Below are 22,348 nucleotides of genomic sequence, written 5' to 3'. Positions count from 1 at the left end.
CGTTAATAAGTGAAAAGAAATAATACCGCTAAATAGGCATTGAGTCTGTAATAAATCCTGGAATAACACGGTCTAATTTAAAGACTTATTCAATATTGACCAACAGTTAATATGAACCCATGTTAAATAAAAGCCAGCGCGGTAAACGTATGCGAAAAGGAATATAACATGCTAAACAAACAACAACTGGTTTCTGCAGCAACCGCATTACCGGGAAATGCTGACCCAATTCGAATTACTGAGCGCCATTTCGTCAATCAAACTGACCTGCTCGATGCGCCTACGAGTTCTCAACAAGAAGTCCTACTTGGTATGGGATGCTTCTGGGGAGCTGAGCGCTTGTTTTGGCAATTGGATGGCGTTATTTCAACATCCGTTGGTTACGCTGGCGGATACACTGTTAACCCCACTTATGAACAAGTATGTACTGGACAAACTGGCCATACCGAAGTCGTTCGTGTCATTTTCGATAGCGAACAAACCTCTCTAGCTCGAATACTTGAAACCTTTTGGGAGCGTCATGACCCAACTCAAGGGATGCGCCAAGGCAACGATTTAGGGACTCAATACCGTTCCGCGATTTACACCTTCAGTGAAGAACAACAATCTATCGCTGAGCACTCTAAACGTGAATATCAACGAGCAATGACTGAATCATTAGGCAACGAGATCACGACGGAAGTTCTGCCTGCTGGAAAATATTTTTTCGCAGAAACCTACCACCAGCAATACCTAGCTAAAAACCCGAATGGTTATTGCGGGTTGGGTGGAACCGGTGTCTGCTTCCCTCCACAATAAAGTGCCGTTCGACATACCAGCGAGAACGACACGCATTAAAAAAGGGCTTCCATTAGGAAGCCCTCTTCATTGTTAATCTATTCGGTGCAAACAAATCGATAAAGCGCAGTTACACCGGCAACGCAGCAATCGTGCCGTTAACTTCTTTAAAAATAGTGAGCTTTTGTTTGTCTGAAACTTCAGGAAGAAGCACCTTGCCTTGGTCGAAGCGAAACTCTCCGACACCTTCGATAGCAAATTGGCCCTTGAACAGGACTTTAACGAAACGCGCCACCTGATGTGGACGGTAAGTAGAAAATTTTCTTAACATAATACAACCTCAATTCCATTTGAGTACTACAGTCACACACCTGAACACCACCGTATTCGAAGCACATTTAATCGCTAATTCCTTTAGCAAACAGCAAGATAATCTATTGTTCATCTTGATATTGATGCATTATACCTTTTGGTAACAAGCCTGCAACTTATTTCTACATCGTACGATAAAAAAGTTAAAGAGGCATTTTTCAAATTTCATATTATACTTCCAGTGCAAACCAATAAGCGGAACAAAAATATAATGAAAAACAAAACTCTACTGGCTTTTTTAGCCGCAGCCTCTCCACTCTTCGCCAATGCTCACAATCTATCTGTAGGTTCAACTCTGCCTGCTGTTGATGTTAGCAACTATGGTGAAATCGTTCTAAACGACGGTAATACCGGATATCAAACTTGGGCAACCAGCAACCTCCTAGGTAAAGTTCGCGTCGTTCAAGCTATCGCTGGCCGTAGCAGCTCTAAAGAGCTAAACGCACCATTGATGGCAGCCATTACCGCCTCGAAGTTCTCAGAAGACAGCTACCAAACCACCACCATCATCAACCAAGATGATGCTATCTGGGGTACGGGTTCTTTTGTTAAATCGTCAGCAGAAAGCAGCAAAGAAGAGTTTCCATGGTCTTCTATGGTGTTAGACGAAGATGGCACCGTCGCTTCATCTTGGGCTCTGAAAGAAGAGAGCTCAGCGATTATCGTTCAAGATAAACAAGGGAAAATCTTGTTTGTGAAAGAAGGCGCACTTAACGAATCAGAGGTCACGCAAGTCATTGAATTGATTAAAGCGAGTCTTTAATCAGATATTCACCTCTTTTTCGAGATCTTATCAAAGGATATTGTTATATTATAACAGTATCCTTTTTTTATTCTGTGGTTAATCATCCTGATGTGGCAAGACACACCCAACAATGTGAAACGCAAAACAGGCTTGTTGCTTGGGCTGATGCTCATGCTAAGCGTGTTAGCAGCAACACACATGGTGGACATTGACCCAGAGCACCACACTTCGCATCACTGTGAGCTGTTTTCAATAAATCAGTTCACTACGGCACACTCGCTGCCACAAGTTCCAGAGTTTCATTCAGAGTTTACTGCCGTTATCACAGAATCAGTAACTTCACTACAGCGGCTATACTTCGCTTACTTGGCACGCTCACCTCCTGTAAATATCGCTTAATTACCACTACTTTTTAATTAACCTTTATTCAGGAAACAAAACATGAAACCTTCTATTTTAGCCGTTGTTATCGGCATGACTGTCTCTACAAATGTTCTAGCTAACGAAGAATTCCGCTCTCATGATGCACACGTACATGGTCAAGTTGAAGTAAACATCGCGCAAGATGGGCAAGAACTGCTTGTTGAAGTAACAGCACCAGGCGCCGATGTGGTTGGCTTTGAACATGCACCAGAAAGCGCTGAGCAAAAGAAAGTGTTTGAACAAGCTATCGCACAACTGAACAAGCCAGACGAACTGTTTAGCTTTAACAATGCGAGCTGTACTCTGAAGTTTAAATCAGTGACTAACACGCTAGAAGGCGATCATGATGAGCATGAAGGCCATGATCACGCTGAACACGGTCATGAGGACCACAAAGACCACGCTGAGCACGATCATGACGACCACAAAGACCACGCTGAGCACGATCATGACGACCACAAAGACCATGACCATGCTGAACACGATCATGATGACCACAAAGACCATGACCATGCTGAACATGATCATGATGACCACAAAGACCATGAAGGCCATGATCACTCACAAGGTGGCCACGGTGAGTTCACTGTTGAGTACCACTATGAATGTTCAGATGTTGCTAAGCTAGACACAGTTAGCACTCAGTGGTTCTCTAAGTTCAGCAACACTGAAAAAATGACGGTGAACCTACTAACAGACACAGCTCAAGTACAAGAAGTACTTAACGCAGAGCGTATTAGTTTCCGATTCTAATCACTCCCAGATCGGATTAAACGTAAATAAGCAGCCAAGTAAGTACCTACTTACTTGGCTGTTCAAATCGGTGTGCTCTAGGGAATTTATGCTTCTAATTGCTGTCCAGTAGATACACCGCTTTAATTATTGGAGCTCGCATGCCCTCTGACAGTTCATCACTTGTGGTCAAACTCGAAAATATTAGCTTTCGTTGGAAGCCTGAATTACCGCCAACGCTGGAGATCCCTTCTCTGCACATCCAAGCTCAAGAGCACCTTTTCATAAAAGGGCCAAGTGGTTGTGGGAAATCAACATTGTTAGGCCTGCTGACTGGAATCAACCAAGCCGAACAAGGTGAAGTCTCTATCTTAGGCCAAGACCTGACTCAGCTTACACCTCGTCAAAGAGACAAATTCAGAGCCGACCATATAGGTTATATCTTCCAACAATTTAACCTGCTCCCTTACTTATCAGTAATCGACAACGTGACGCTTCCTTGCCAGTTCTCAGCTATTCGCAAGCAACAAGTAACGGAAAGTAAGAACAGCCTGCAAGCAACCGCTCAAGATTTATTATTACGACTAAAGCTACCTCAAGCCTTAATGGATAAACCTGTTACTGAGCTGAGTATTGGCCAACAACAACGTGTTGCTGCCGCTCGTGCTTTGATCGGCCAACCCAAAATCATTATTGCCGACGAACCAACCTCGGCTTTAGATCATGACAACCGAGAAGCTTTTATCGAACTGTTGCTAGAACAGGCCAATCAAGCGGGCTCGACGCTTATCTTTGTGAGTCACGATCCAACACTCGAAAAGTTGTTCACTCGAACCATAGATTTAAAAACCGTTAACCAAGCTAAGGTTGTCGTATGAAAGTAATTACTCACTTAGCCTTAAAAAGCGTACTCAATCGTAAAGCCACGGCTATTCTGACTATTCTTACCGTGGCGGTGTCTGTCATTCTCTTGCTCGGTGTAGAGCGCGTAAGAACCGAAGCCAAGAGCAGCTTTGCGAATACCATTTCAGGTACAGACCTTATCGTCGGTGGCCGTTCTGGTCAGGTAAACCTACTGCTTTACTCAGTATTCAGAATCGGTAATGCGACCAACAACATCGACTGGAAAAGCTACCAAGAATTTAGCCAGCACAACGCAGTAAAGTGGGCGATCCCAATCTCATTGGGCGATTCACACAAAGGCTTCCGCGTGATGGGTACAAATCATAGTTACTTTGAAAACTATCGCTATGGAAGTAAGCAGTTACTTACTTTCCAACAAGGTAAAGAATTTGAACAGCTATTCGATGTAGTGATTGGTGCCGATGTCGCTAAGAAACTGGATTACAAAATCGGTGACCAGATCATTCTTGCACACGGTATCAGCGATGTGGCGTTCAGCCGTCACGATAATCTGCCCTTCAAGATTGTAGGAATACTTGCACCAACAGGAACGCCGGTAGACAAGACCGTGCATGTTTCGTTAGAGGCTATTGAAGCGATTCATGTTGGCTGGGAGTCAGGTGCTAACCTAGGACACACACCGGATGCCGAAACCTTAAAGACTTTTGATTTCCAACCGAAGCAGATTACCGCAATGATGCTCGGGCTGAATTCGAAGATCCAAACCTTCGCACTGCAAAGAGAAATCAATAACTACCGTCAAGAACCTTTGAGCGCCATTATGCCGGGCATTGCCCTTCACGAATTGTGGGGAATGATGGCTGTAGCAGAACAAGCATTGTTAATTGTTTCAGGATTTGTTGTTGTCGCCGGTTTATTGGGCATGCTCAGTAGCCTACTCACTAGTTTGCAAGAAAGGCGTCGCGAGATGGCCATCCTGCGTGCAATGGGCGCAAGACCTCGCCATGTGTTTGGTTTACTGATCAGTGAAGCCAGTGCGCTGACCTTCCTTGGCATTACATTAGGTGTTGCGGTGTTATTTGCGCTGATCGCAGTGGTTGCTCCTATTGTGCAACAAAGTTATGGTATCAACATATCGATATCCGCAATCACACCTCATGAGTGGAAACTGCTTATGCTGGTCCAAGTTGCCGGAATCATTATCGGCTTTATTCCCGCTTTCAGGGCTTACCGCCAGTCATTGTCTGATGGCATGACGATTCGAATCTAAAATAGGAACCTACGATGCAACGCAAATTCCTACTGATACTTGGGCTACTTCTGTTCCCATTTATCAGTACAGCTCACGCTGAAACCACTCAGAATGACGAATCGGTATTAACACTTGAATGGATTGATTTGATTCCAGAATCAGAGCGCGCTCAACTAGATTCATTTGGTATGCCAATGGTTGACCACAATAGTATGGACAAACCTCAACAATCGACACTTGGTGCTGTTCGCCCAGAGCTGAATGGCAGCACAGTGAAGATTCCAGGCTTTGTGATTCCATTGGAAGGTGATGAGAATATGATCACTGAGTTTCTGCTGGTACCGTACTTTGGCGCATGTATCCACGTGCCACCGCCGCCACCGAACCAAATCATCTACGTGAAGTTCCCGAAAGGTGCGCCAATACAGCAGTTATGGGATGTGATTTATTTAGTCGGTACGCTAAAAACTGAGTCGATCAGCCATGACTTAGCGCAAACAGGTTATCTTATTGAAGGTACTGCGATTGAAGAATATGACGACATGTAGTCATTAGAAGGGTGGTTCAAGGATGAGCTGCCGTCACTGAACGAGTGAGATCATTCAATAACAGTTTAATAACGATAATTTTCTTCTGAATTACGCGATGTAATTAGATAAGTAAGCTAGAACAGCAACATAAGTCGCGAGCAATAACCCTATACTGAGCTGTTTCTTCAGCTTGTTATCATTGACTTGATTCATAACTCCTCCTTGAGAATTACAACAAATTTAACATTTTATTATCATTAGCAAAAGTAAAATTTTGTTGAAACCTTCAACTCTGCACGCAAAATCTAGCCACCAATCAGATAAAGAGTTACATTTTAGACAGTTAAGTCGTTTCCTTAGGATACTCTTATGTCAGAAACCAAACAGCCAGTGATCATCGAGCATGCTAGCGATACACAGCACAAGCATGAGAAAAAGCCTCATATTGCCGACAGTGCCAGCAGAATGCTGCACATCGCACAAAGCTTCGGCCTCGATTCCTTAATTAGTCACAATGCAAAGCCAAACGATAAAGGTGAGAGTACCCTTATCGAACGGGCACTATTGCGAGAGAAAAAACGTAGAGAGCTTCGCCAAAAGAACCTAGAACAGATTCTAAAGTTGGCGCACTCTTCATGTAAGGATGAAGCGGCGGGCGACCCGGATCAGGACTGGCTGTACCGCTTTTTCGATATGGCACAAGAGATCCACAATACATCGATGCAAAGGCTATGGGCTCAAGTACTGAAACGAGAAGTCACTAACCCAGGCTCGACGTCGATGAAGGCGCTTCAGATCTTAAAAGACATGACGCCAAAGGAAGCACTGACCCTACAAAGAGCGGCATCACTGGGTTGTAGCTTTGGTAGCGATAACAGCAGAAAGCTCTTACTCGGCTTCAAATCTCATGCAGGGCTGTTCAGCTTTGGTAAAAGAGACACCACCAACACCATCAACCTTGGTGGGCATAACCTTCCCTACTCTAGCCTGCTCCATTTGATTGAACTCGGGATTATTCTCGGCACTGAGTTAGAGTCTGGAGAAATTGATTTCGATCCAGCTCTGCACCTAACCTATCAAGGTAAAAGTATGTCACTGGCACCGTTATCAAAAGGGGTGAAGCTGGTTTACTACCGATTCAGCCCAACAGGTAATGAGCTTTGTACCTTGCTTGGCAACAAGCCAAACACACAGTATTACGACCAGCTGATTGCACTATTGAGCCAGAAATTCACGGTTCAGACAGAAGTGAAAAGCAGCGTGAATTACACCGTCTAGATAATAGAGTTTAAGAAATAGACGGTGTAAAAAGTGAAGTGGATTGAGAAGAATAAAGAGAATATAGAGGATAGGTTTCTTGTCTCGGTAAACCAAGACTGTATTACTTGTCAGTTATGAACAAACCGATAAGCAAGTGGACAGCCTTAATCATACCAACGATCTCAATTGGCTAAAATATTTCGCTTCTCCAACGCATCAATACACAGTTTAACCAATTCATCGAGCGTCTTCTCACCTGCAGGTAGATCAATCTCAGGGTTCTGAGGCGCTTCGTACACTGAACTAATACCTGTAAAGTTCGGGATCTCTCCGGCACGTGCTTTCTTATACAGACCTTTAGGATCACGCTGTTCGCAAACCTCTAATGGCGTATTGACGAACACCTCCAGAAACTCACCTTCCGGCAGTAAGTCACGTACCAATTGTCTTTCTGCTTGGTGCGGAGAAATAAAGGCTGACAACACGATCAAGCCTGCATCCGCCATCAATTTAGCGAGCTCACCAATACGACGGATGTTCTCTCTACGATCCTGCTCAGAGAAGCCAAGGTCACTACATAATCCATGACGCACATTGTCGCCATCCAATAAGTAAGTATGGTAACCAAGCTGTGCCAAGCGATTTTCTAATGCGCCAGCGACTGTCGATTTACCAGAACCAGACAACCCCGTGAACCAGAGCACAGCTGGCTTTTGTGATTTCAGATCCGCGCGGAATCCTTTATCAATCGAGTGTTGATGCCACACAACATTCTCATCTTTGTGTTTGAGTACTGCGGTCATAAATAGTCCTTTAAATAAACAGCATTAAAATGGGAAAAAGTAAGGAATTAGGGTCAGTACCAAGCCCGAGTAAACAATCGAGATTGGAATACCAATACGTAGGTAATCCGTAAGATGGTAATTACCTACGCTATAAACTAGTAAGTTGGTTTGGTAGCCGTATGGAGAAATGAAACTAGCACTGGCACCAAATAGTACCGCCATGATAAACGGCATGGGATCGACGCCATAGCCTACCGCCATGCTGTAACCAATAGGAAATGAGAGTGCTGCAGCCGCATTATTGGTAACAAGCTCAGTCAGAACCAAAGTCATAAAGTAAGTCGCAACTAACGCGCCGAACACTCCCCAACCATTAAAGGCCTCCATGAACATCAACCCCATGCGCTCAGATAGTCCTGATGAAATCATCAGTTGAGCAATAGACAGCGCAGAGCCCACGATCACCACAATATCAACCGGAAAACGGCGACGAAGTTCACCAAGTTGTACCACGCCAAATGCCACCAGCAATAGTAAGAAACCAGCTAAGCCTTTGATAATAGGTACTACATCAACAAGAGCAAGGCCAATTACGCTAGCAAAGCCGAGCAACACAAACGTCGATTTATCGGCATCAAGCTTGGCACTCGAATCTAAGTCATTCATCAACACAAACTCTTTGTTGTGTTGTTGGCGCTGTTCTTCAAAGCGTTTACCGGGAACCAAAATCAAGGTATCACCAGCGGTCAATGTGATATTCCCTAACCCACCTTCAAGGCGTTCATGACCACGACGAATAGCAACCACAACTGCATCGAAACGGTCTCTAAACTGGCTGGTTTTCAGTGTTTTGTTACAAAAGCTTGCCGATGAACTCACCACAACTTCAACGAAGCTCTGACCGTTCAAATGGTGCTGACCAAACAGAGTCAGTCCTTGGATTTCTTGCAGTGTCGCCACGCTCTCGACATCACCACAAAACAGCAATCGGTCACGAGCTTGAAGAATAAAATCAGGGTCAATCGAAGCCGTGGTTTTACCGTCGCGAATCACTTCCGCTAAGAACAGTTTTCTCAATGCTCGGAGGTTATTTTCACTTACGCTGCGGCCGACTAACGGTGAGCCGGGCTCAACTCTCGCTTCTAGAAAGTAAGGCAGATCATCTTGGGAACCATCATCGTAGCTTGGTAAGAAGTAACTCAGAGGGATAAGGATCAACACACCGCCGACTAAAACCGCTAAACCGATCAAAGTGGGTGTAAAAAAGTTTAAGCTTGGCAGTCCGGCATCTTCAACAAAGCTATTGATGATCAAGTTGGTTGAGGTACCGATCAATGTCAGTGTTCCACCAAGAATAGCAGCGTATGACAAAGGAATAAGTAACTTAGATGGCGCATGCTGTTGATTACGTTTGATCGCTCCGATCAAAGAGACAACTACTGCCGTATTATTAGTAAAAGAAGAAAGTAACGCTGTGGAAATACCTAACTTCGCAACCACAGTACCTAGCCTACCTTCAGAGATATTGCGGCTAACCCAGCTGATTAAGCGAGTTTTCTCCAACGCACTTGATGCGAGGATCAGAAGAATTAAAGTCAGTAATGAGGAGTTAGTGAAATTATTGGCTAAGCTCGACAAGTCGATCATACCAGCCATAAAAGCAATAAACGCCGCACCAGCAAAAATAAAGCTTGGCTTAATACGGGTAACGAGCAGGCAAGTAATAATGCCGAGCAAAATCGCTAATACAAATCCTTGTTGCCACATATACCCGTCCTTTATGGCGGAAACGATCGGTTTCCGCCTGATTCAATAAGCTGTTACTTAGTCGTTTATGACTTCAGTAGTTGGCTTAAATCTTTGGCATCCCAATGAGGGAAATGCTTGCGAACCAATGCGTTGAACTCAAGTTCAAATGCAGAGAAGTTACCCACTTGCTGTTCAACAGAGTCCAAACGGTCTCGAATCAAACCTGCGCCAACCGTCACGTTAGTTAGACGGTCGATAACGATGAAGCCACCGGTATCGGCACTTTCACGGTATTTATCCAGCGCAACTGTCTCGTTCAATGACCATTCACACAAGCCAATGCCATTCAGTGGCAACTCATCAACGGCGTGAGTCGACAGGTTGTTGATGTCGTATTGGTGACGAACGGTTTCAACCTGACCGACGGTTTTCTTGCCTGCGATCTTGATGTCATAAGCTTTGCCCGGTTGTAGTGGTTGCTCTGTCATCCACACGATGTCAGCCAATACGTGGTTAGTAGATTCAATCTGAGCGTTTTCCAGCACAATCAAATCACCACGACTGATATCAATTTCATCTTCAAGAGTCAGTGTTACCGCCAAACCCGCTTGTGCAGATTCCAAATCACCATCAAAGGTCACGATACGTGCAACCTTAGACGTTTTGCCTGACGGCAGTGCTTTGATTTCGTCACCAACACTTACACGGCCAGAGGCCACTGTGCCTGCAAAGCCACGGAAATCTAAGTTCGGACGATTCACATACTGCACAGGGAAACGGAATTCTCCCGCAGAACGCTTTTGATCAATATCGACGTTCTCTAACACTTCCAGTAGAGATGGACCTTCGAACCATGCTAGCTCTTTACTTGGTGCAGCAACGTTGATGCCTTCAAGCGCCGAAACTGGCAGGATCTGAATGTTAGTTTCGCCTTCTAGGTTTTCAGCAAACTCTAGGTATTCATCGCGAATCTCTTCAAAACGATCTTGTGAATATTCCACGAGATCCATCTTGTTGACTGCAACGATGAAATGCTTCAAACCAAGCAAGTTAGAAATAAACGAGTGACGACGCGTTTGATCCAGTACGCCCTTACGAGCATCAATCAAGATCACCGCCAGATCACACGTTGAAGCGCCTGTAGCCATGTTGCGCGTGTACTGCTCATGCCCAGGGGTATCAGCAATAATGAATTTACGTTTTTGCGTCGAGAAGTAGCGGTAAGCGACATCGATCGTGATGCCTTGCTCACGTTCAGCCTGCAAGCCATCAACAAGCAGTGCCAAGTCAGGCTTCTCACCTGTAGTACCCACTCGTTGGCTATCCGAGTGAACTGCGGCTAGCTGATCTTCATAAATCTGTTTTGTATCATGGAGCAAGCGACCAATTAGCGTACTTTTACCGTCATCTACTGAGCCACAAGTTAAAAATCTAAGCATAGATTTATGCTGATGCTGACTTAGATAACCTTCAATCCCTAGTTCAGCCAATTCGGCTTCTACTGCACTATTCATTTTTCTTTCCTTAGATTCTTAGAAATAACCTTGGCGCTTTTTCAGCTCCATAGAGCCTGACTGATCATGGTCAATCGCTCGACCTTGACGCTCACTAGACGTAGCCACCAGCATCTCTTCAATAATGCCTGTTAGCGTATTCGCCTCAGATTCAACCGCTCCGGTTAGTGGGTAACAGCCTAAAGTACGAAAACGAACGCTTTTCTCTTCAATCACTTCACCTTCTTGCAGCTCCATGCGGTCATCATCAACCATGATAAGCATGCCATCACGCTCAACAACCGGGCGCTTGTCTGAAAGGTAAAGTGGAACAATATCGATGCTCTCTAGATAGATGTATTGCCAAATATCCAGTTCAGTCCAGTTTGATAATGGGAATACACGAATGCTTTCGCCCTTATTCACCTGACCGTTATAGGTGTGCCAAAGCTCAGGACGCTGGTTTTTTGGATCCCATGTATGGTTCTTGTCGCGGAAAGAATAAACACGCTCTTTCGCTCGAGATTTTTCTTCGTCACGACGCGCACCACCAAAAGCGGCATCGAACCCGTACTTGTTTAACGCCTGCTTAAGGCCTTGAGTTTTCATGATGTCAGTGTGCTTAGAAGAACCATGCACGAACGGGCTACATCCCATCTCAATACCTTCTGGGTTCTTATGTACTAAAAGGTCGAAGCCGTACTTTTTAGCCGTACGATCACGAAACTCAATCATCTCGCGGAATTTCCAATCCGTATCAACGTGTAGCAGTGGGAATGGAATCTTGCCTGGGTAAAACGCTTTGCGAGCTAAATGAAGCATCACAGAAGAATCTTTACCGATGGAGTACATCATTACTGGGTTATCAAACTCAGCCGCTACTTCACGGATAATATGAATACTTTCCGCTTCTAGCTGTTTTAGGTGGGTTAAACGTTCTTGGTCCATTTCAGTGCTTCCTTTAAGGCTCGCGTTACGAGCAATTCATTACTTGGTCTTGCCAAGCAAGGGATTTAACTCATCCACTTAAGTGAATGGGAGTATTGGCACTAGAAGAAAACAGAAGCTTCGTGTTGAGCTATCCTTGCTATTCATCTGCCTGATACGTCCTTGATATAGGCATTATGACGAGCCTCTCATATTACTGGAAATTCTAAAATTTCATTTTTTATTCGAAAAGCTGATAAGGGATTGAATTTATCGATAAGCAAGTGAAATGAATGGACTAATATAATTGATACCAATTGCGCATCGATTGAACAGCTTTGGGAGGCGTCTTGCAGAACACCATAAAGTAATCGATCTAAGTCACGAATTAACATTCGTTGTAATCATTGTTTCATTCCATTTTGTTACATTACGCAACGAATTTTCTACTATCCACTTTGGAGCTACAAAATGAAAGTTGCAATGAAACCTTTGTCATTGGCTGTACTTGCGGGTCTTGGTTTGACTCTAGCAGGCTGTACAACAACACCAGATACCGATGAAGTGATTAAACTACGTGTCGTAGAGACAACGGACATCCATACCAACCTAATGGATTACGATTACTACAAAGACAAGCCATCGAAAAAAATCGGCTTAGCACGTACTGCAACTTTAGTAAAAGAAGCTCAAAACGAAGTAACCAACAGCGTATTAGTTGATAACGGTGACTTGCTGCAAGGTAGCCCAATGGGTGATTACATGGCAGACAAAGGCATCGTTGCAGGTGAAGTTCACCCTGCATACAAAGCAATGAACCAACTAAGCTACGATGCAGCAAACATCGGTAATCACGAATTCAACTACGGTCTTGAGTTCCTAGAAGAGTCTATCAACGACGCTGATTTCCCATACATCAGTGCTAACGTTTACGACGCAGAAACGAAAGAGCACTACTTCACGCCTTACATCATCAAGACACACACGTTTGAAGATACAGCTGGCGTAGTGCATGAGATCAAAGTGGGTTACATCGGTTTCGTTCCACCACAAATCATGACGTGGGATAAGAAGAACCTTGAAGGTAAAGTTACTGCTCGCGACATCATTGAAACTGCTAACGAGTTAGTGCCTCAAATGAAGGCTGAAGGTGCAGACGTTATCGTTGCGATCCCTCACTCTGGCGTATCTCAAGACCCATACAAAGCAGGCGAAGAAAACTCTACGCTTTACCTTTCTGAAGTAGAAGGCATTGATGCTATCGCATTCGGTCACTCTCACGCGGTATTCCCTGGTAAAGGCTTCGACAACATCCAAGGTGTTGATAACGAAAACGGCACCATGAACGGTGTTGCGGCAGTCATGCCAGGCCGTTGGGGTAGCCACGTAGGTGTTATGGACCTAACACTGGCACAAAAAGACGGTAAGTGGGAAGTGGTTAAAGGCCAATCAGAAGCACGCCCTATCTACGACAAGATCGAGAAGAAGTCGCTTGCTGCTGCAGATGAAGGCATCGTAACAGCACTAGAAAAAGACCACGCAGGTACTCGTGAGTTTGTTAACCAGCCAATTGGTAAAGCAGACGATGTGATGTACAGCTTCCTGTCTCTAGTACAAGACGATCCAACAGTACAGATTGTTAACCTTGCACAGAAAGATTACGTTGAGCAATTCATCCAAGGTGACCCAGACCTAGATGGCACGCCAGTACTTTCAGCAGCTGCACCGTTCAAAGCGGGCGGCCGTAAGAATGACCCAGCAAACTTCACTGAAGTTGAATCTGGTCAACTGACATTCCGTAACGCAGCTGACTTGTACCTTTACCCGAACACGCTAGTTGCGATGAAGGTAACCGGTCACGAAGTAAAAGAGTGGCTTGAGTGTTCTGCTGGTCAATTCAACCAGATCGACGTGAACTCAACAGCACCACAACAACTGATCGAGTGGGATAACTTCCGTACTTACAACTTCGATGTTATCGACGGTGTTGATTACCAAATCGACGTAACTCAACCTGCGAAATACGATGCAAACTGTAAAGTCGTTAACCCTGACTCACAGCGTATTGTTGGCCTAACTTACCAAGGTAAGCCAATCGACATGAAGCAAGACTTCTTGATCGCGACCAACAACTACCGTGCATACAGTGCTAAGTTCCCAGGTACAGGTGAAGATTTCATCGCATTTGATGCACCAGATGAGAACCGTACTGTGCTTGCAAACTACATCTCTCGCGTAAGTAAAGAGCAAGGCCAAGTAAGCCCAACGGCTGACAACAACTGGTCATTCGCACCAATCAAAACAGATAAAAAGCTAGATATCCGCTTTGAAACGTCGCCAAGTGAGAAAGCGGCACAGTTCATCAAAGAGAAGGGTCAATACCCAATGAAACGTGTAGCGACTGACGATGTTGGTTTCGGCGTTTACCAAATTGACCTAACTAAATAGATTACTCTAGTAATCAATAGGTAACCTTTTAAAAGGCTGAGTTTAACAACTCAGCCTTTTTCTTTTCTTATCTAAATTCACAGTCTAAAGCCTTAACTTTCGAACCTTAAACACCTGCTCATTCTTCATCTAAATCGCACACCTCAAATCATCTATTAAATCAAATCAACGTAAAAAAGAAGCAATTCACTGTAAGTTTTTCTGAGCTCCTCCTGTCTATTTAATTTACTACACTCAATGAATGGCCAATAAGCCATTCATCTATAGGATAGATAAGGACATTTGATGGGCACCGTCGAGAGCATTCAAGCATGGTTAAATTCAGGGGAGGAGTCGCTGCTATGGCTGATGCTTGGCATTGTCGCGCTTTCTTACCTACTTGAAGATCTGGCCATCGTTACTGCGGCAGGTTTAGCGACTCAAGGGCTCATCCCACCTCAATATGCGTTACTTGCGATTTTTATCGGCATTGCCACAGGTGATCTTGGCCTCTATTACCTTGGGAAATCAGGCCGTTATTTCCGAGGCGTTCGTTACAAAGCCCTCACCAACCGATACTTTCTAGCGCTTCGCACCAAATTACGTCAAAACGCATTCAGCAGTCTTTTTGTCATCCGCTTTATACCGGGGCTTCGTACCGTTGGTTTTACCTTAAGTGGTTTTTTCGCCATACCACTGCCTACTTTCTTGTTTGCCGTTATTAGCGCAACAGCGATCTGGACTGGCGCTGTCTTCTCTACCATCTACTATTTAGGGACATCAGCGTGGCTGCAAGCCTCTGAATATCAATGGATCGTCATCCCGTGTGCCATCGCTTTGCTGCTAATCGGCAATCGATTAATGAATAAAACCTACTCTAGAGGATTATCATGAGTTCACCGCAAGATATTCACATCATTCCAGCACATCAAATTAATGCCGGCATGCCCCTGCTTGAAAAAGATACCGTGCGCAGTGTCTCTCCTTATGAATTTCTTCCGACGTGGTTCTTCTACACTCCAGTAGTGATTCAAAGCCTGATGCAAGGGTTACGGCACTGTGATTGGGCGCTACCACTCATCGCCAACCCGAGCATTAAACTCAGTGGTATGGTCGGCGAATCGAAACACGAGATACTGAGCCTTGCCGGATCGTCGAGCAAGCGTTGGATCTCTCCATTTATCACTTTAACCAAAACCGATCTTAGTAGTAAGAAACAAGCTGAAGATGCACGCAGCGCACTCATACAATCAGATCTTGATTTCCCTATCGTGGCAAAGCCGGATCTTGGCTGTCGAGGTGTTGGCGTAAAGCTGATCAACAACCAAGATCAACTTGAGCAATATATTGAATCTTTCCCAAATCATGCTCGCTTTCTTCTGCAAGAAAAGGCGCCTTATCAAGCCGAGGCTGGTGTTTTCTATATTCGTTACCCGAACAGAAAACAAGGCGAGATCATCTCGATCACTCTCAAATATTCGCCAATGGTGATTGGAGATGGAACCTCGACACTCAAACAGTTAATCGAGAACAGTCCGCGTGCAGGACAGCTCAGTCACCTATACCTGCCGAGGCATGAAGATAAGTTGGCTCAAGTGCTCGCAGAGGGCGAAGAGTTCCAACTTGCGTTCGCGGGTAGCCATAGCCGTGGCTGTATCTTCCGAGACGGCAATCAATACATTACTCAAGCTTTAACCGAACGTTTAGATGAGATATTCGACGACTTCGACGGTTTTCATTTTGGTCGACTCGACGTCAAGTTTAAGGACATGCACAGCCTAATGAGAGGTGAGGATTTCACGATCCTTGAGGTCAATGGTGCAAGCAGTGAAGCTGGGCACATCTGGGATCGCAACACACCGCTGCGAGAGATATTTTCCACACTACTTCTTCAATACCGCATTCTTTTTGATATTGGCGCTCAACAGAAACAAAGAGGCCATCAACCTCCTTCTTTTAAGAGCCTGTTTAACGCGTGGCAAGAAGAGCGACGTCTTGTTCAACAATATCCGACCACCGATTAACTTTGTACGAGGATCATGAATGAACCCCACAGCCCAACCGAGCGCCCTCACTTCTTTCTCTCCTAGTATCAAGGGAGCGGTAGAAATATTGAATCAGGGTTTAGAGTTTCTATTAGCGATTTCTGACAGCGACTATCTGACACGAGCGAAGCCGCACGTCACAAGCTCTATTGGTGAGCACACTCGCCACACGCTCGATCTTTTTCATGCGCTGATTTTAAAAGAGAACGCGACCGTTGATTACAACACTCGTCGCCGTGGTCATCCGGTCGAATACGATCGTTCAATCGCAGTAAAAGAGATCCACTATGTGATCAACTGGCTTGAACGATTAGACCGCAACGATCTCGAAGCGCCTATCATGATCCAAACCGAGGTTTCGATGGATGTTCAAGTATTTGCAAGCCTACCTTCTACGCTAGAAAGAGAAGTGACTTTTGCGGCGCTGCATGCCAATCATCATTACGCGATGATCAAGGTGATCACCACCTTCCTAGACATTGAAACCTGCAACACCTTTGGTTATGCCCCAACCACCAGTAGCTATCTGAGGGAGCAATAACTATGTGTTCAGTATCTTGGTTGCTTGAAGAAAATGGCTATCAGGTCTTTTTTAATCGTGATGAGCAAAAGACCCGAGCATTAGCAATGCCACCTAAGCAGTACCGAGTTAACGGTGTCGATATCATCATGCCACTCGACCCAACTGGCGGTGGTAGCTGGATAAGCATTAATGAGTTCGGGCTTTCGCTATGCCTACTCAATAACTATCAAGGCCTTGTTCCAGTTGGTCCTTTGGTCAGCCGTGGTTTGTTACTTAAGAACCTATCCTCAAGTCGTAATATCAGTCAGCTCTCTGAAGCGTTTCATAAGCTCGACCTCCACTCTTTTGCCCCGTTTACCTTGCTGGCTTTCGCACCGAACCTAACTCAACACAATGGTTTGGTGATTGCCTACATGTGGGATGGCATTCAACAGAAAATAGTGGAAACCGACTCACCACTGTTCTCATCCGGGGTTGATTTAGAGCGAGTGCAAGCTTACCGACAAGCAAAATACGATCAGCTTATGGCAACAGGTAAGAATCAACAGAGCTTACTCAAGTTTCATTCTCACCATCACAGTGAACAGCCCCATTTAGCAACCTGTATGCATCGTGAAGATGCACACACAGTCAGCTTTACCCATTTACGTAATCTGCACGGTCAAGCCTCTATATTTTATGCACCCGGCTCACCTTGCGAACCAATAAACCCATGCCAGATAAATCAACAGCGCTTTACCTTCGATTTGTCACCCGCAATCAATCTATAGATGGAGTCCATCATGAGAAAACTAATCACCATGGTCATGCTACTTGTTAGCCCGTACGTATTTGCTGCCGATGAAATCTATACCGGCTTCTTTAGCAGTAAGGCACTCGATGGCTACGATACCGTCGCATACTTCACTTCTGGAAAGCCTGTTGAAGGGAGCAAGAAGTTCAGCACAGAGTACAAAGGCGCGGACTGGTATTTCTCTTCTGAAAAGAATCTGACTTTATTTGTTAATAATCCTGAAAAATATGCCCCTCAATATGGTGGTTATTGCGCATGGGCCGTTTCTGCCAAAAACGACTTCGCACCAGGCGATCCACAGTACTGGACCATAGTTGATGACAAACTTTATCTTAACTACGACCAAGAGATTCAAGCCACTTGGGAGCAAGACCGTGCACAGCATATTCAACAAGCCGATAAAGCTTGGCCGCAGCTGATTAAGTAAGGGAATAACCATGACATTCACTCCTGCTAAACATCTCCCAGCAGCATTTATCGCTTTTGTGTTTATTCAGTCGCTGTTCTTTAAGTTCACCGGCTCGTACGAGACAGAGCATATCTTTGGCACGCTAGCAACATGGTCAGGCTTAAGCTGGTTCGGTTCGTTTGGCGGCTACTTGATTGGATTCGCTGAATTAATAGCGGCCATTCTACTATTCACTCGTTGGCATGGCCTTGGCGCCATTATGAGTGTGGGGATCATGAGTGGCGCAATATTCTTCCACCTATTTACGCCATTAGGTATTCAAATGCCTGAGTTCAATGCAGCGGGTGAAATTGTCGGTTACGACGGCGGGTTATTGTTTGGCATGGCATGCCTAGTTTGGTTATGCGGTGCGTTTTTAAGTGTGAAAGATTTCAAGAATCAAGACGGTTTCCTAAACAACTTTAGTCAATAAGGTAGCTTCATTATGATTGATAGTCCTTTTCGTTTACCACGTTACACGCCTTTTGGTTTAGGTGAGTCTGTTGTCGAGTGGGCAACTGGGCTATCTAAGCTAGATCGACTCTACCAAGATCGAAAAAACGAGTTATCTAGCTTTGAATTCATGAATTACACCCTATCGGCGCTCAATATCGACTACTCGGTTGCATCGGGAAGCACGGAATACATCCCGGAAGAAGGACCAGTCGTGATTGTGGCGAACCACCCACTTGGCGCCATTGAAGGTGTGATCCTTGCTGATCTCGTAGGATCGGTAAGAAAGGATGTGAAAGTATTAGCGAATGAGTTACTCAAGCGACTGCCTGAACTGGATGACCTTTTCATAGGTGTTGATGTCTTTAATAGTAAAGAATCGAAGCGCACCAATGCCAAAGCCATTCGTGATGCCAATCGTCACCTAGCCGACGGCGGGCTATTGATCGTGTTCCCTGCAGGGGAAGTCTCAAGTTACCGCAAAGGGGCTAAAACACTAACTGATATCGAATGGAGCAAATCAGTCGCGAAGTTCGTTAAACGTCATCAAGCCACTACGGTTCCTATCTTTATCAATGGAAAAAACAGTGAGCTTTTCTACCAAGCGGGTCGTGTACATCCACTGTTGAGAACCGCTCTACTCGGGCGTGAACTTCTTAATAAACAAGCGACAACTATCTCTATCTCGATTGGCTCATCGATTCCGTATTCAGAGATAAAATCATTTGAAAAAGAGATGGATATCGTCAACTACCTACGACTTAATACCTACCTAATGAGTCAACAAGATAGTACGAATACACCAATCCACGCGCCCTCTTTCGATACTCAAGTGATAGCGCCAATATCACCAGAAGTATTGGCAATAGAGGTAGGCTCACTCCCTGAAGAGATGAAGCTGCTCGAACAAGGCGACTTCGAGGTCTACTGCACGCCAAGCCAATCTATTCCAAACTTAATGCGTGAGATTGGTCGAGTCAGAGAAGAGAGCTTCCGTGAAGTTGGAGAAGGCAGTGGGCTTGCTTGTGATTTAGATGAGTACGACCTTTACTACCACCAACTGTTTGTGTGGAACAAAACTAAGGCAGAATTGGTCGGCGCTTATCGACTGGGTATGGTCGACAAGTTAATCGCAGAGCACGGGTTGGACCAACTCTATTCCCGCAGTCTGTTTAACTATAACCAAGAGTTTATCGATACGTTAGACAACAGCATTGAACTTGGCCGTTCTGTCGTGAGCAAGCCTTACCAAAAGAGCCTTAACTCACTGTTATTGCTATGGAAAGGTATCGCAACCTTTGTGTCTCGTCATCCTCAATACACCCACCTATTTGGCCCGGTCAGTATCAGTAATGATTACAGCCACAATGCACGCCTGTTGATCGCGACCACTTTATCAATTCACCACTACGATGAAGAAAAAGCGAATCTGGTTTCCCCTTCTTCACCACTCAATACCAGTAGTCATGTGTTCTGGCAAAATCATCTATTGTCGTCACTGGCGAGTGTGCCCCTACTTTCAAAAGTATTAGCACGGATGGAACAAGGAAAAGGCTTACCGGTATTATTGCGCCAATACCTAGGGATGAACGGGAAACTGGTTTGCTTTAACGTCGACCCATCATTTAATGATGCCTTAGATGGTTTGATTGTCGTGAACCTTAAGAAGGTACCTTTGAAGACCTTAGGTAAATACATGGGTAGAGAACTCGCTCAAAACTACCTAGAGCAACACGCTCGACGCTGATTTAGCCCGAACTGTACCTACACTCAAATAAGTGCGATGATTTCGGCACTTATTTGGGTTAGGTTATTTTCATGCACACCTCTTTTATCGAACAACTGCAAAGCTTCGACTTCTCAGAAAGTCAGATTGAATCTCTAGTCGCTGTCGCCAAGCCACTTGAGCTACCGACCAGACACATCCTTATTAACCAAGGTGAGATGGCTGGCTCAATCTACTTCGTACTTGAAGGCTTGTGCCATGCTTGCTACCTCACTGATGATGGTAAGCAATACAGCAAAGAGTTCTACTGGGAACAAGATTGGATCATCGGTTTTGAGAGTCTGATAAAAAACCAAGCTTCCCCGTATCTGCTTGAAACACTAACACCCATCACAATGTTAGAACTGCCAATGAATGCGGTAATCGAGTGGCGTGCATCGAATAACCCTTTGTATTTAAAGCTGTTAGAAACACAACTGATGCATAAGGAAAACAAAGAACGCTTCATGCTGCTTTATACCCCTGAGCAACGTTACCAGCTTTTCTGCGAACACTATCCAGACCTTGAACAGCGCCTCAACGACAATCAAATTGCCGCTTATTTAGGAATAACCGCGATAAGCTTGAGCAGAATTAAAGGTCGAATTAACAATAGTTAATGCCAACATGCATCGCGCATAGTACATTCAGAGCATCGATAATCTCTGGACGTAAACATGATCACTTGGCACTCAATTCCTTTCTCTGAACTTTCAACACATCAGCTTTATCAACTACTTAAACTGCGAGTAGATGTATTTGTGGTTGAGCAAACCTGCCCTTATCCAGAACTTGACGGTAAAGACACACTCGCTGGTGTTCACCACCTTCTTGGTTACGCAGATGAGGAGTTAGTGGCGTGTGCGCGATTGTTGCCGCCAGGCACGAGTTATGACAACACCAGCATCGGCCGAGTGGCAACTAAGCAATCAGCAAGAGGCGATGGTTTAGGGCATCAATTGATCAAAGAGGCGTTAGCACACTGTGAGTCTCTTTGGCCGAGTACGACTATTGATATTGGGGCGCAGCAGCACCTAGAGAAGTTCTATGCGAGCCACGGCTTCAAGACCATCTCGCATATGTACCTCGAAGATGACATTCCTCATGTAGATATGAGATTAGAAAAATAATGACGAATATCACTGCCGGTATTCTATTGTTGGTTGCAGGTAATTTGTTTGCCTCGCTTTCCGATGTAGCAGTAAAGCTATTGAATGGCGAGGTACCGCCTCTTCAATATATTTTTTTCCGACAGTTGATATCTCTTCTGATCATCACCCCACTGTGGTTACAGCAGAAAAAAGAACAACGACGCTTACAGCAAGCCAAAGTAACCTTCATTCGAGGTCAATTAATTCTAATTGGTAGTGGGTGTATGCTGGTCGCGATCACTCACTTGTCTTTGGCAACCGCCAACGCTGTATTTTATGTCGCGCCTTTATTGATGTTGCCGCTCTCTATGTTGTTATTGAAAGAGCAACCAGCACTCGGCAAGGTCATCGCCACGACCATAGGTTTCATCGGTGCCCTTATTGTCTTAAGGCCATCACAATTTCATTGGGCAGCACTGTTTGCTTTGGGTACAGCGCTGACACTCGCACTATTCAATGTATTGGTACGAAAACTCCCTAGTGAGCAATCTGTAGTCACGACACTGTGGTGGACAACCTTATTCTCTATTCCTGCATCATTTATACTGTGCTTCTTATACTGGCAACCTGTGTCTGTCGAGCACTTGGGGTACATAGCACTAAGTGCAACGTTAATCTTAAGCTATAACGGCCTTGCGGTTTCTGCCTACCAAAAAGCACACTCAAGCCAAATCGCCTTGGCAGAATATTCAGGCTTGGTGTTTGTCGCGCTAATTGGCGCCATTTGGTTCGATGAGATTCCAGATACATTAACCTTTATCGGTATTATGCTGATCATCTTGCCACTCGCCCCTTTCAAGCGACCAAAAAAAAGAGCCAATGCTTAGCTCTTTT

At 44.9% G+C, this 22,348-nt stretch carries 24 protein-coding genes; 19 read left to right on the top strand and 5 right to left on the bottom strand.

Annotated features, from left to right (window positions below; genetic code table 11):
• The first annotated feature begins 168 nt into the window (after window positions 1–168).
• Complete coding sequence (gene msrA / locus CWO27_RS20035) at window positions 169–798, top strand: peptide-methionine (S)-S-oxide reductase MsrA (protein WP_048662151.1); 630 nt, start codon at window positions 169–171, stop codon at window positions 796–798.
• Window positions 799–907: 109 nt separating this feature from the next.
• On the opposite strand, the gene CWO27_RS20030 is transcribed toward msrA, so the two are convergent.
• Complete coding sequence (locus tag CWO27_RS20030) at window positions 908–1,108, bottom strand: DUF1107 family protein (protein WP_019821424.1); 201 nt, start codon at window positions 1,106–1,108, stop codon at window positions 908–910.
• 252 nt (window positions 1,109–1,360) lie between these two features.
• Between CWO27_RS20030 and CWO27_RS20025 the strand changes: the two genes are divergently transcribed.
• From CWO27_RS20025 to CWO27_RS19995, 7 genes are all read left to right on the top strand, one after another.
• Window positions 1,361–1,912: a YtfJ family protein gene (locus tag CWO27_RS20025; RefSeq protein WP_048659282.1), complete on the top strand. Its 552-nt coding sequence runs from the start codon at window positions 1,361–1,363 to the stop codon at window positions 1,910–1,912.
• A 90-nt stretch (window positions 1,913–2,002) separates the two neighbouring features.
• Window positions 2,003–2,293 carry a DUF2607 family protein gene (locus CWO27_RS20020; RefSeq protein ID WP_102432487.1) on the top strand — a complete coding sequence of 97 codons (291 nt, stop codon included), beginning with the start codon at window positions 2,003–2,005 and terminating at the stop codon, window positions 2,291–2,293.
• 42 nt (window positions 2,294–2,335) lie between these two features.
• Window positions 2,336–3,070: a zinc uptake protein ZrgA gene (gene zrgA, locus CWO27_RS20015; RefSeq protein WP_107899429.1), complete on the top strand. Its 735-nt coding sequence runs from the start codon at window positions 2,336–2,338 to the stop codon at window positions 3,068–3,070.
• 140 nt (window positions 3,071–3,210) lie between these two features.
• Window positions 3,211–3,927, top strand: coding sequence for an ABC transporter ATP-binding protein (locus CWO27_RS20010; protein ID WP_048659285.1), 717 nt, complete (start codon window positions 3,211–3,213; stop codon window positions 3,925–3,927).
• Window positions 3,924–5,183: an ABC transporter permease gene (locus CWO27_RS20005; protein WP_048659286.1), complete on the top strand. Its 1,260-nt coding sequence runs from the start codon at window positions 3,924–3,926 to the stop codon at window positions 5,181–5,183. The genes CWO27_RS20010 and CWO27_RS20005 overlap by 4 nt, the downstream gene beginning before the upstream one ends.
• Window positions 5,184–5,197: 14 nt before the next feature.
• Entirely contained in the window at window positions 5,198–5,713 is a 516-nt protein-coding gene (locus CWO27_RS20000) for a DUF3299 domain-containing protein (protein ID WP_017058892.1), read from the top strand.
• 351 nt (window positions 5,714–6,064) lie between these two features.
• On the top strand, window positions 6,065–6,973 hold the full coding sequence (locus tag CWO27_RS19995) for a TIGR03899 family protein (protein ID WP_048659288.1): 909 nt from the start codon (window positions 6,065–6,067) through the stop codon (window positions 6,971–6,973).
• 164 nt (window positions 6,974–7,137) lie between these two features.
• Here CWO27_RS19995 and cysC read toward each other — a convergent pair whose 3' ends face one another.
• The 4 genes from cysC to cysD form a co-directional block, all read right to left on the bottom strand.
• Window positions 7,138–7,758, bottom strand: a complete 621-nt coding sequence (gene cysC, locus CWO27_RS19990; RefSeq protein WP_107899428.1) for an adenylyl-sulfate kinase — start codon at window positions 7,756–7,758, stop codon at window positions 7,138–7,140.
• Window positions 7,759–7,782: 24 nt separating this feature from the next.
• Window positions 7,783–9,507, bottom strand: coding sequence for an SLC13 family permease (locus CWO27_RS19985; protein WP_048659290.1), 1,725 nt, complete (start codon window positions 9,505–9,507; stop codon window positions 7,783–7,785).
• A gap of 65 nt (window positions 9,508–9,572) precedes the next feature.
• Window positions 9,573–11,003 carry a sulfate adenylyltransferase subunit CysN gene (cysN, locus tag CWO27_RS19980; RefSeq protein ID WP_048662155.1) on the bottom strand — a complete coding sequence of 477 codons (1,431 nt, stop codon included), beginning with the start codon at window positions 11,001–11,003 and terminating at the stop codon, window positions 9,573–9,575.
• Between the two features lie 18 nt (window positions 11,004–11,021).
• Window positions 11,022–11,966, bottom strand: coding sequence for a sulfate adenylyltransferase subunit CysD (gene cysD / locus CWO27_RS19975; protein ID WP_226088532.1), 945 nt, complete (start codon window positions 11,964–11,966; stop codon window positions 11,022–11,024).
• A 414-nt stretch (window positions 11,967–12,380) separates the two neighbouring features.
• Between cysD and CWO27_RS19970 the strand changes: the two genes are divergently transcribed.
• The 11 genes from CWO27_RS19970 to CWO27_RS19920 all read left to right on the top strand — a co-directional run bounded on the left by CWO27_RS19970 (window position 12,381) and on the right by CWO27_RS19920 (window position 22,341).
• The gene (locus tag CWO27_RS19970; protein WP_107899427.1) at window positions 12,381–14,357 is read left to right on the top strand and encodes a bifunctional 2',3'-cyclic-nucleotide 2'-phosphodiesterase/3'-nucleotidase; all 1,977 of its coding nucleotides are present in this window, start codon (window positions 12,381–12,383) and stop codon (window positions 14,355–14,357) included.
• A gap of 285 nt (window positions 14,358–14,642) precedes the next feature.
• Window positions 14,643–15,230 carry a DedA family protein gene (locus CWO27_RS19965; RefSeq protein ID WP_102433642.1) on the top strand — a complete coding sequence of 196 codons (588 nt, stop codon included), beginning with the start codon at window positions 14,643–14,645 and terminating at the stop codon, window positions 15,228–15,230.
• Entirely contained in the window at window positions 15,227–16,360 is a 1,134-nt protein-coding gene (locus CWO27_RS19960) for an ATP-grasp domain-containing protein (protein WP_102433641.1), read from the top strand. The genes CWO27_RS19965 and CWO27_RS19960 overlap by 4 nt, the downstream gene beginning before the upstream one ends.
• 19 nt (window positions 16,361–16,379) lie before the next feature.
• On the top strand, window positions 16,380–16,922 hold the full coding sequence (locus CWO27_RS19955) for a hypothetical protein (RefSeq protein ID WP_102433640.1): 543 nt from the start codon (window positions 16,380–16,382) through the stop codon (window positions 16,920–16,922).
• 2 nt (window positions 16,923–16,924) lie between these two features.
• Window positions 16,925–17,674, top strand: a complete 750-nt coding sequence (locus tag CWO27_RS19950; protein ID WP_102433639.1) for an NRDE family protein — start codon at window positions 16,925–16,927, stop codon at window positions 17,672–17,674.
• 12 nt (window positions 17,675–17,686) lie between these two features.
• Window positions 17,687–18,124 (top strand): YHS domain-containing (seleno)protein, encoded by a 438-nt coding sequence (locus tag CWO27_RS19945; RefSeq protein ID WP_102433638.1) that lies wholly within the window; start codon window positions 17,687–17,689, stop codon window positions 18,122–18,124.
• A gap of 10 nt (window positions 18,125–18,134) precedes the next feature.
• Window positions 18,135–18,578, top strand: coding sequence for a hypothetical protein (locus CWO27_RS19940; RefSeq protein WP_055319933.1), 444 nt, complete (start codon window positions 18,135–18,137; stop codon window positions 18,576–18,578).
• A 12-nt stretch (window positions 18,579–18,590) separates the two neighbouring features.
• Window positions 18,591–20,345 (top strand): lysophospholipid acyltransferase family protein, encoded by a 1,755-nt coding sequence (locus tag CWO27_RS19935; RefSeq protein ID WP_102433637.1) that lies wholly within the window; start codon window positions 18,591–18,593, stop codon window positions 20,343–20,345.
• A gap of 71 nt (window positions 20,346–20,416) precedes the next feature.
• On the top strand, window positions 20,417–20,983 hold the full coding sequence (locus tag CWO27_RS19930) for a Crp/Fnr family transcriptional regulator (RefSeq protein ID WP_048659300.1): 567 nt from the start codon (window positions 20,417–20,419) through the stop codon (window positions 20,981–20,983).
• Window positions 20,984–21,040: 57 nt separating this feature from the next.
• Window positions 21,041–21,493, top strand: coding sequence for a GNAT family N-acetyltransferase (locus tag CWO27_RS19925; RefSeq protein WP_048659301.1), 453 nt, complete (start codon window positions 21,041–21,043; stop codon window positions 21,491–21,493).
• Complete coding sequence (locus CWO27_RS19920; protein WP_102433636.1) at window positions 21,493–22,341, top strand: DMT family transporter; 849 nt, start codon at window positions 21,493–21,495, stop codon at window positions 22,339–22,341. The genes CWO27_RS19925 and CWO27_RS19920 overlap by 1 nt, the downstream gene beginning before the upstream one ends.
• The last annotated feature ends 7 nt before the right edge of the window (window positions 22,342–22,348 follow it).

This window comes from Vibrio sp. 10N.286.51.C3 (assembly GCF_003050065.1).
Taxonomy (GTDB): domain Bacteria; phylum Pseudomonadota; class Gammaproteobacteria; order Enterobacterales; family Vibrionaceae; genus Vibrio; species Vibrio crassostreae.
This window is presented reverse-complemented; position numbering and strand designations above follow the sequence as displayed.